The following is a 9,553-nucleotide window of genomic DNA, read 5'->3' as shown; positions in this document are numbered from 1 at the left end:
AAGCAGCCAGTAGGTTAGACGACATAGCCCTTTCCCGAGCCCCGCAATGAGCAGCCAGACCTACAGCATCTCCGACCTTTCCCGCGAGCTCGACATCACCACGCGCGCCATTCGCTTCTACGAGGAACAGGGCCTGCTGAGCCCCGAGCGACGCGGCCTGGAACGCGTCTATTCGGCACGCGACAAGGTCAGCCTGAAGCTGATCCTGCGTGGCAAGCGCATCGGTTTCTCGCTGGCCGAATGCCGCGAGCTGATCGAGCTCTACGACCCCACCAGCGGCAACCAGAAGCAACTGCACAGCATGCTGGCGAAAATCGCCGAGCGCAGGTCGCAGCTCGAACAGCAACTGCTCGACATCCAGCAGATGCAACTGGAGCTCGATACCGCCGAAGAACGCTGCCAGCAGGCACTGGCCACCACCCTGAACAATCAGATCAACGGCCACTGAGGCCCACAGGAACCCTTGCCATGTCATTGCCCACCCATGTGCGCCTGGTCGAAGTCGGCCCGCGCGACGGCCTGCAGAACGAAGCCCAACCCATCAGCGTGACCGACAAGGTGCGCCTGGTGGATGACCTGACCGACGCCGGTGTCGCGTACATAGAAGTGGGCAGCTTCGTCTCGCCCAAGTGGGTGCCGCAAATGGCCGGCTCCGCCGAGGTGTTTGCCCACATCCGCCAGCAACCGGGGATTACCTATGCCGCACTGGCCCCCAACCTGCGCGGCTTCGAAGACGCACTGGCAGCAGGCGTAAAGGAAGTGGCCGTGTTCGCCGCGGCCTCCGAAGCGTTTTCCCAGCGCAACATCAACTGCTCGATCAGCGACAGCCTGCAACGCTTCGTGCCGATCATGGACGCCGCCCGCCAGCACGGTGTGCGGGTACGCGGTTACATTTCCTGCGTACTGGGCTGCCCCTATGAAGGCCAGGTCAGCGCCGAACAGGTCGCCCCGATCGCGCGTGAACTGCGTGACATGGGCTGTTATGAGGTGTCGCTGGGCGACACCATCGGCACCGGCACTCCAGGCGCCACTCGCCGCCTGTTCGAGGTGGTCGGGGCGCAGGTGCCGCGCGCCGAACTGGCCGGGCATTTCCACGACACCTACGGCCAGGCGCTGGCCAACGTGTACGCCAGCCTGCTCGAAGGGATCAACGTGTTCGACAGCTCCGTCGCTGGCCTGGGCGGCTGCCCCTATGCCAAGGGCGCCAGCGGCAACGTGGCGAGTGAAGACCTGCTCTACATGCTGCAGGGCCTGGGCATCGAGACCGGCATCGACCTGGACAGGCTGATAGCTGCAGGCCAGCGCATCAGCGCCGTGCTCGGCCGCACCAGCGGTGCACGGGTAGCGCGGGCACGCAGCGGACAGTAAGCGGTAACAGCAATGACCAGGGGGCGAGTGTTACCGCCCCCACACCTGACAGGGAAAAACCGGGTAACACGGAAACAAATCGGCATAATTTCTCGGACGGATTTTTTTCGAATTCGTACAAGTCATTGATTTTATTGAGTTTTAAAAAGTTGGCACGGCACCTGCTATATCTTTCGTACAACAACAATAAGAAATACGAAACACCCAATAAAAATAAGACGTAACGGCTCTGACATAACAAGAACAACACGGCAGAGGCGAAGCTAACAGATTTTTTTGAAGTGGATGGCTTTTCGGGGGCGTGCCCCGCGACCTGACAGAGAACAATAAAACTACCCCAAGGTAGCGCCCGTCTCGGTTGGATCAGCAATGATAAAAGTCGATCAGCGCTCAAAAAAATACGTTTGCTCTTGACCCCGCATGGGGGTCGCACCGCATCAAGAGGCAAGGGTCGCCAAAAACAACAATAGACCACCCTCCAATAATAAAAAGAGCACGCAACAACATTTGAGGGGAGCCCAGGCTCCCCTCAGTGCTTCTCGTCTTCTGCATCTGGCCCAGGCTTCTCGGTTTCCAGCCGATCGACCACCCACGGCATCAGCCCCAGCACCAGCAACGCCAGCACGGTACTGACGAGTGCCGTGGCCTCGCGCCCCATGCCCGCGGCCACACCGATAGCCGCAGTCATCCATAACCCCGCCGCAGTAGTCAGGCCTTTCACATGGCCTGTATCGCCATCCCTGCCCTTGAGAATCGTGCCCGCCCCCAGAAAGCCTATGCCGGCAACGATGCCCTGGACCACCCGGCTCAAGGCCGCATCGTCGGCACCCGCCATACGTGGCACCAGCACGAACAGCGCCGCACCAATCGCCACCAGCATGTGGGTGCGCACCCCCGCCGCCTTGCCCTTCATTTCCCGCTCAAAGCCCAGTACAGCACCCAATAGCGCTGCCATCAACAAGCGTACCGTCACCTGTGTCAGTTGCTTGGCATCGGTGATATCGGCAAATTCCGCGATCAGGGTCGACCAGACTTGATGCCACCAGGCGTCCATGGGCTTGCGTCCAGATTCAGGGGGGGTTAAACCATGGACAACGGCGCTGCCGGCAAGTGCAGCCACGACCGCTTATCAGGTGCGCCCAGCAACCTGAGCACGCTGAAGGTCACAGCAACAAGCCCCCTGCACAGAGGAAGCAGCCATGCCTATCGCAATCGACGAAGCCACCCAGCGCTGTACCCTGATCGCTGACAATATGCACATCGAAGGCGAGGCCCGGGAGGTGACCATCGTCACCGACGAAAGCCTGCGCATGTCGGTAGCCACCCTGGCCGGCCAGCGCATGCCGATCACCGAACAGGAGGCCGATGCACTCACGTCGGCAGGTGCGGTGGATGGTCGCAGGCATTTGAAGAACACCGAGGAGGGCTCGATTATCTAAGGGTTGCAAGGCTTCGAGTGTCTATCTGATACGGTTTTTATGCAGATACCTGAACCTGTTATGCAAACAGATGCGGCGCCATAGTGCTCTGGCCTGATCGAGGCCTGATGAGCGACGAACCATGAGCGAACGCATCCCCGTCCAAATCGTTGAAATTGCCGAGCCTTCCACGTTCAAGAAGAAGGCCGCCAGCAGCGACAGACAGATCCACACCCGCAGCTTCACCGGCTTGTTTCGAAACCTGCGCCTGGCTGGCGCGGGTTTTCTGTTCCTGCTGTTTTTCGGCACCGTCTGGCTGGACTGGGACGGCCGACAGGCCGTGCTGTGGGACCTGGCCGACAGCAAATTTCATATTTTCGGCGCAACCTTCTGGCCGCAAGACTTCATCCTGCTGTCGGCACTGCTGATCATCTGCGCCTTTGGCCTGTTCGCCATCACCGTGTTCGCCGGCCGCGTGTGGTGCGGCTACACCTGCCCGCAAAGCTCGTGGACCTGGGTGTTCATGTGGTGCGAAAAAATCACCGAAGGCGAGCGCAACCAGCGCATCAAGCTCGATGCGGCGCCCTGGGGCCTGAACAAACTGGCCCGACGCTCGGCCAAGCACACGCTGTGGCTGGCGGTGAGCCTGCTGACCGCACTGACCTTCGTCGGCTACTTCACGCCAATCCGCCCCTTGACCGAAGAGCTGTTCACCTTGCAACTGGGTGGAGTCAGCCTGTTCTGGATCCTGTTCTTCACCGGCGCCACCTACATCAACGCCGGCTGGCTGCGCGAAGCGGTGTGCATGCACATGTGCCCCTACGCACGCTTCCAGAGCGTGATGTTCGACAAGGACACCCTCACCGTGGCCTACGATCCGCAGCGCGGCGAATCGCGCGGGCCGCGCAAGAAAGACGCCAACCACAAGGCCCAGGGCCTGGGCGACTGCATCGATTGCCACATGTGCGTGCAGGTGTGCCCTACCGGCATCGACATCCGTGACGGCCTGCAGATGGAGTGCATCGGCTGCGCTGCCTGCATCGACGCCTGCGACAGCATCATGGACAAGATGAGCTACCCGCGCGGCTGATCGGCTACAAGTCCGAGCACACGCTGCAGGGCGGTGTCACCCACTGGATGCGCCCGCGCCTGCTGGGCTACGTGACCGTGCTGGTGGTGATGATCGGCGCGCTGATCCTTGCCCTGCAGCAGCGCCCGATGGTGTCGATGGACGTGATCAAGGACCGTGGCCTGTTCCGCGAGAACGCCCAGGGGCAGATCGAGAACATCTACACCCTCAAGGTCATCAACAAGACCCAGCAGCCCCAGACCTACCACCTGCGCCTGGTGGATGCCGACGGCTTCGAGCTGCACGGCAAGACCACGTTCAGCCTGGCGGCAGGCGAAATGAGCGAAGTGCCGGTGTCGGTGGCGATGCTCGCCGACCGCGCTGCCAGCAGCTCCCAGGACATCAGCTTCGCGCTCATCGACAGCGACGAGCCGAACGTGCGCAGCCTTGCGCGCAGCCGCTTTGTCGCACCTTTGAACCGCTGATCACATACACTCCGCTGAGCCAGACTGCCCAGAGCCATGATGAAACGCTACGAGAAATTCGCTGACGACATTGCCGAACTGATCCGCTCCGGCGTACTTGGCCCGGGCCAGCGCGTGCCGTCGGTGCGCTATGCCAGCCAGACCCACGGCGTCAGCCCGTCCACGGTGTTCCAGGCGTACTACCTGCTGGAGCGTCGCGGGCTGATCCGGGCCCGGCCGCGCTCCGGCTACTTCGTCAATGCCCATGCACCGCGCCAGTTCAGCGAACCGCAGATCATCGAGCAGGCCAGCGAGTCCACCGAAGTGGATGTGAGCGAGCTGGTGTTCTCGATCCTCGACTCGATCAAGGACCCGCAGACGGTGGCGTTTGGCTCGGCCTTCCCGAGCCCCAACCTGTTCCCGCTGCCGCGCCTGGCGCGTTCGCTGGCCAGTGCCAGCCGCGAGATGGACCCGCGCATGGTGGTCACCGACCTGTCCCCGGGCAACCCGCAACTGCGGCGCCAGATCGCCCTGCGCTACATGGTGGGCGGGTTGATGCTGCCAATGGAAGAGCTGCTGATCACCAACGGCGCACTGGAAGCCTTGAACCTGTGCCTGCAGGCGGTAACCGAACCAGGTGACCTGGTGGCCATCGAGGCGCCGGCGTTCTATGCCTGCCTGCAGATCCTGGAGCGCCTGAAGCTCAAGGCGGTGGAGATCCCGGTGCACCCGCGCGAAGGCATCGACCTTGGGGTGCTGGCACAGACCCTGGAGCGTCATCCGGTGAAGGCCGTGTGGTGCATGACCAACTTCCAGAACCCGGTGGGCGCGAGCATGCCGGAAGAAAAGAAGCAGCAACTGGTGGCGCTGTTGCACGAGCACCAGGTGCCGTTGATCGAAGACGATGTATACGCCGAGCTGTACTACGCCCAGCAGGCGCCCAAGCCGGCCAAGGCGTTCGACACCGATGGCCTGGTGATGCACTGCGGTTCGTTTTCCAAGAGCCTGGCGCCGGGCTATCGGATCGGCTGGGTGGCGGCGGGGCGTTATGCCCAGAAGATCGAGCGGCTCAAGCTGATGACCTCGCTGTGTGCCTCGATGCCGGCGCAGGCGGCGATTGCCGATTACCTGCAACACGGCGGGTACGACCGTCACCTGCGGCGCTTGCGCTATGCGCTGGAGGAGCAGAAAAACGCCATGCTGGCGGCCATTGCGCGGCATTTTCCGGCGCAGACGCGGGTCAGCCACCCAAGCGGCGGTTACTTTCTGTGGCTGGAGTTGCCGGAGCAGATGGACTCGCTCAAGTTGTTCCAGATGGCGTTGGCGCAAGGCATCAGCATTGCGCCGGGTCCGATTTTCTCACCGACGCGGCGTTTTCGAAACTGCATCCGGCTCAACTACGGCAGCCCGTGGAGCGAGCAGTCGGAACAGGCAATGGAGACGTTGGGCAGGATTGTGCGATCGTTCTAGGGGGCTGGCGCAGCGCCCCCTTGCCCATACGTGCGCAATCACGCACCATCGCCCCCCCCATTGCCCACGGATGGCCCTTTGATGAAACTGCCGTACCTGCTACTCGCCCTCCCCCTGCTGAGCGCCTGCAGCGTCGTCGGTTTCATTGCCAAGGAAAGCGCGGCAGGTGCCACCAGCCACTACGGCCTGAGCCGCACCACGCTGATCACCGAGGTGCCCGCCAGCCACGCTGTCACCTACACCGCCAGTTACGCACCTGCCGATCCACAGCAATGCACCTACTACAGCCCCGCCAGCGGCGGCTCCCACGCCCGACGCAACGAAAGCCGCAGCGAGCAAGGTCAGGCACGCGCAAGCGCACAGACCCTCACCTTCAAGGTGCCACTGGCGTACCACATCGGCAGTTGCACCCAGCACCTCAAGCGCATCACGGTGAGCCTGGTCGCGCCCGACGGCCTGCTCAGCATGAGCGACATCAACGTGATGCCGCCCATGCCCGGCAGCAATGGCGCCCTGCGCGCGCCCGACGATGAAGTGATGGTGCGCCGCCTGTGCGGCACGGCCTTTCACATCGTGCCTGGTAGCACTCGGCACCTGCTGCGCAAAGCCATCGACTGCCTGGCCGCCGATACCCAATGGCAGCCCCAGGAGCGCACCTCGACGGGGCGGGGCTCGGACATCAACGTCGCCCTCGACCAACTCAAACACACCGACCTGCGCTTGATCTACCGCCTGAGCGAGGCCCAGTGGCCCCTGTACCCGAGCCACTGGATGCCCGTCGAAAACGGCATGAAGCCCTGCGCTTCACCATGGAAAGGCATCGGCGAAAGCACCTGCGGATACGGCCAGCAAACCTTCAGTACCTTCGAGATGGAGGGTCGCCAGTGCAGCGTCTACCCAGGCTGCACCTGAGCCGCCCGGGTGATCACCGCGCCTCGCCGCCATGCGGCTTGTAGAACAGGAATTTCGGCGTCTCGGTGGTCTTCACATACTCCTTCGCCCAGGCCGGCGAAACATTGCGGTCATGAAAGTACATCGCCCCGCGGGTGCGGTCGGTCAACTGCTGGTTCAATGCCTTGCGCGCGATTTCCTTGGCCAGGGTGTACTGCACGGCCTCCTCCACATCGTCCGAACGCCCGTCACACCACCACGAAAACTGGCAGGTACGTTCCTTGACGCCCTGCTTGACCACATCGCACACCGTGTCCGGAAAGCCCTCGTGCCCCAGGCGGTTCATCACCACGCTGGCCACCCCTTCCATATCCGCCGCCGCGCCGCCTTTGGATTCCCAATAGATCGTGCGCGACAGGCAGGTGATTGCATCGTCCAGTGCAGCGGCCCCCTGGGGATCGACCGCCTGCACCTCGGTGCGGGTAATCGCTTCGCCCTTGGGCACGGTTGCCGCATCGCCCTGCTCGGCCGCCTTGTGCTCCAGCACCTGGGCCTTGTCCTCGGCCACTGCAGCGGCGGGCGCGGCCGCTACCGCAACGCCCGCCTGCAGCGCAATCAACAGCACGACACCGCGGTAGACAGCAGCGAATGAGCGCATGAGAGAGCCTTCTTATTTGCCTCTGATTACTGCACATTAGCTGCATCCGCAGGTTCGCGCCGCCCTACCCCGGCAACTCGCGCACTCAAGGAGTTGCCCGGTGAAACCCTCAAACAACGCAAGGAACTCAGGCATGGCATTTGATTGGCATGGTGCGGTGCTCAGCCGGCAGACACCGCTAGACCGGCACTACCGCAACACCCAGAACGTGCGGCGTTTTCTGCGTGAGCAGTGTGGGGAGGATTTCAAGTTTGACCGGGCGTTGATGAGGTGGATTGTCGAGGGTACGGCCAGGACGTTGGGGGATGTGGTGGACGAGTGGCGGCGCCGGCATGGCGAACGCACTGGCGCCCCTTGAGTTCAAGCCGGACAAACAAGGCTGCCCACGCCCGAAAAGTACCCACAACTCGCCCCGGCTGGTATTGTTCACTCCCTGAAAACCTACCGCATGACTGTGAGGAAATAACGTTGAATGCTGATGCGAACACGACCGGCGACCTGTTCGAAGTCGACAAGCGCCTGGGCCTCAAGCCCGTGGTGGACTTCAACACCTACCTGGGCGCCGCATTCGCTGATGGCGCCTGCGCCTGCAGCCGCTGCCTCGAAAGCAGCAACGACGAGAGCGGCTATGTGCACCGCCACACCTTCGACTTCCAGGGCCAGATGGCCCACCGCCGCTTCGCCACCACCGCCGCCAGCGACGTGCTGATGGCCCTGAAGAAAGCCTGGCTGTCATACACCAAGGCCGAACTCGAGGTCAGCGGGCAGCTGGACCTCGACGCCATCAAGGCATTCGTCGAGCCCCAGTTGCACAAGCGCCTGGTGCCATTGCTGGTCGCCAGCGGCCTGGTCAACGAGGTCGACGGTCAACTGGTACTGCAGGCCCAGGCCGCTGCCTGACCCTGCCCCCGTGGCTGCACCTCAGCTGCCTTTGCCGGCAAACCCGGCAAAGCGCTTGTTGAAACCGGCCACACGCCCTTCGGACTTGGCCTTGCGCTCCTGGCCCGTATAGATCGGATGCGATGCACTGGACACGTCCAGCGCAACGTAGGGGTAGCTCACGCCATCACTGTGGGTGTAGGTCTTGCTGGTGCCGACCGTCGAGCCGATCAGCCAGAATGCATTGGCGCCAATATCGTGGAACAGCACCGGGCGGTAATCGGGATGGATGCCAGGTTTCATGATGCCTCACTTGTGGAATGTTATACAGTAACCAAATGTAGATGATATTGGTTCCTGTTTCAACACCCGTCAACAACAGCGCATTCACAGGCTACACACACGCACATCGACCCTGTAGCATTGAGAACAATTCACATTCACTTTCGGGTGGTTCACTGGTGCATACGCCTTCCTCCAAGCTGGGCTTCTTCTTCAGCGACCATCACCGTTGGCTGTTGCAGCATATCCAGAAGCGCCTGCGCAATCGCGCCGACGCCGAAGACACGGCGGCCGAAGCCTTTTGCCAGTTGCTGGCAGCACGGGTCGACCCGGACAGCATCGAGCAACCGCGCGCCTTCCTGTCGACATCGCACGCCGGCTGATCTTCGACCGTCATCGCCGCCGCCAGCTGGAAAGCGCCTACCTGGAACGCCTGTCGAGCCTGCCCGAGCAGGTTGCCCCCTCCCCCGAAGAACAGCTGCTGCTGGTCGAGCGCTGGTGGCCATCGACCGCGCCCTGGCCGGTTTGCCGGCCATCGTCAAGGCGGCGTTCCTGTACAGCCAGCTGATGGCCTGAGCTATGTGGACATCGGGCGCAAGCTCGAACTGTCCGAACGTACCGTCAGCCGCTACATGAAGCAGGCCCTGCGCCAGTGCTACGTGGCCGAGATGACACCATGAACACGCCGCGCCTGGATCCTGCGGGCGAACAGGCCATCGACTGATGGTACGCCTGAGCGCCGACCGCAACGACACCCGCCTGCACGCACGCTTCGACGCCTGGCTGCACAGCGACCCGGCGCATGCCCAGGCCTGGTGCCGCCTGCAGGAACGCCTGGGCAGCTCGTTCGGCACCTTGCGCGCGCTGGAAAAGCGCCTGCCTGGCCAGGCCGGGGAAGCCCGCCGGGTACTGATGCAGCCCGGCACTACCCGCCGCGACGTGCTGCGCGCCATCGGCGGCCTGGGGTTGCTCGGTGGCGGCCTGTGGCTGGCCGCCCGCAGTGACACCGGCACCGCCTTGATGGCCGACCTGCACACCGCCAGCGGTGAACGCC

At 62.9% G+C, this 9,553-nt stretch carries 11 protein-coding genes and 2 pseudogenes; 10 read left to right on the top strand and 3 right to left on the bottom strand.

Features of this window, described 5'->3' with window-relative positions; translation table 11 throughout:
* Positions 1-46: 46 nt before the first annotated feature.
* Together G3436_RS23520 and G3436_RS23515 are read left to right on the top strand one after the other, a co-directional pair.
* Entirely contained in the window at positions 47-448 is a 402-nt protein-coding gene (locus G3436_RS23520; protein ID WP_163950105.1) for a MerR family transcriptional regulator, read from the top strand.
* A gap of 20 nt (positions 449-468) precedes the next feature.
* On the top strand, positions 469-1,368 hold the full coding sequence (locus G3436_RS23515) for a hydroxymethylglutaryl-CoA lyase (RefSeq protein WP_163950102.1): 900 nt from the start codon (positions 469-471) through the stop codon (positions 1,366-1,368).
* A gap of 529 nt (positions 1,369-1,897) precedes the next feature.
* Here G3436_RS23515 and G3436_RS23510 read toward each other — a convergent pair.
* Complete coding sequence (locus tag G3436_RS23510; RefSeq protein ID WP_163950099.1) at positions 1,898-2,422, bottom strand: MgtC/SapB family protein; 525 nt, start codon at positions 2,420-2,422, stop codon at positions 1,898-1,900.
* A gap of 145 nt (positions 2,423-2,567) precedes the next feature.
* On the opposite strand from G3436_RS23510, the gene G3436_RS23505 reads away from it, so the two are divergent.
* The 4 genes and pseudogenes from G3436_RS23505 to G3436_RS23490 all read left to right on the top strand — a co-directional run bounded on the left by G3436_RS23505 (position 2,568) and on the right by G3436_RS23490 (position 6,701).
* A complete protein-coding gene (locus G3436_RS23505; RefSeq protein WP_163950096.1) occupies positions 2,568-2,807 on the top strand; it encodes a DUF3203 family protein in 240 nt (79 codons plus the stop codon).
* Between the two features lie 121 nt (positions 2,808-2,928).
* Positions 2,929-4,340 (top strand): annotated as a pseudogene (gene ccoG, locus G3436_RS23500) (cytochrome c oxidase accessory protein CcoG).
* Positions 4,341-4,379: 39 nt separating this feature from the next.
* Positions 4,380-5,789 carry a GntR family transcriptional regulator MpaR gene (gene mapR, locus G3436_RS23495; protein ID WP_163950093.1) on the top strand — a complete coding sequence of 470 codons (1,410 nt, stop codon included), beginning with the start codon at positions 4,380-4,382 and terminating at the stop codon, positions 5,787-5,789.
* A gap of 81 nt (positions 5,790-5,870) precedes the next feature.
* Complete coding sequence (locus tag G3436_RS23490) at positions 5,871-6,701, top strand: hypothetical protein (protein ID WP_163950090.1); 831 nt, start codon at positions 5,871-5,873, stop codon at positions 6,699-6,701.
* A gap of 13 nt (positions 6,702-6,714) precedes the next feature.
* Here G3436_RS23490 and G3436_RS23485 read toward each other — a convergent pair whose 3' ends face one another.
* Positions 6,715-7,338, bottom strand: coding sequence for a cell wall hydrolase (locus tag G3436_RS23485; RefSeq protein WP_163950088.1), 624 nt, complete (start codon positions 7,336-7,338; stop codon positions 6,715-6,717).
* A gap of 133 nt (positions 7,339-7,471) precedes the next feature.
* On the opposite strand from G3436_RS23485, the gene G3436_RS23480 reads away from it, so the two are divergent.
* Positions 7,472-7,696: a DUF6434 domain-containing protein gene (locus tag G3436_RS23480; protein WP_163950085.1), complete on the top strand. Its 225-nt coding sequence runs from the start codon at positions 7,472-7,474 to the stop codon at positions 7,694-7,696.
* A 104-nt stretch (positions 7,697-7,800) separates the two neighbouring features.
* Positions 7,801-8,238 (top strand): hypothetical protein, encoded by a 438-nt coding sequence (locus G3436_RS23475; RefSeq protein WP_163950107.1) that lies wholly within the window; start codon positions 7,801-7,803, stop codon positions 8,236-8,238.
* 21 nt (positions 8,239-8,259) lie between these two features.
* On the opposite strand, the gene G3436_RS23470 is transcribed toward G3436_RS23475, so the two are convergent.
* Positions 8,260-8,520: a type B 50S ribosomal protein L31 gene (locus G3436_RS23470; RefSeq protein WP_163950082.1), complete on the bottom strand. Its 261-nt coding sequence runs from the start codon at positions 8,518-8,520 to the stop codon at positions 8,260-8,262.
* Positions 8,521-8,678: 158 nt separating this feature from the next.
* Between G3436_RS23470 and G3436_RS23465 the strand changes: the two are divergent.
* Positions 8,679-9,179: pseudogene (locus tag G3436_RS23465) on the top strand (sigma-70 family RNA polymerase sigma factor).
* Positions 9,180-9,222: 43 nt separating this feature from the next.
* The coding region (locus G3436_RS23460; RefSeq protein ID WP_338001310.1) for a DUF4880 domain-containing protein at positions 9,223-9,553 on the top strand (331 nt) is incomplete at its 3' end.

The sequence above is a fragment of the Pseudomonas brassicae genome, from assembly GCF_010671725.1.
GTDB lineage: Bacteria > Pseudomonadota > Gammaproteobacteria > Pseudomonadales > Pseudomonadaceae > Aquipseudomonas > Aquipseudomonas brassicae.
The sequence above is the reverse complement of the archived record's forward strand: the minus strand, read 5'-3'. Positions and strand labels throughout refer to the sequence as shown.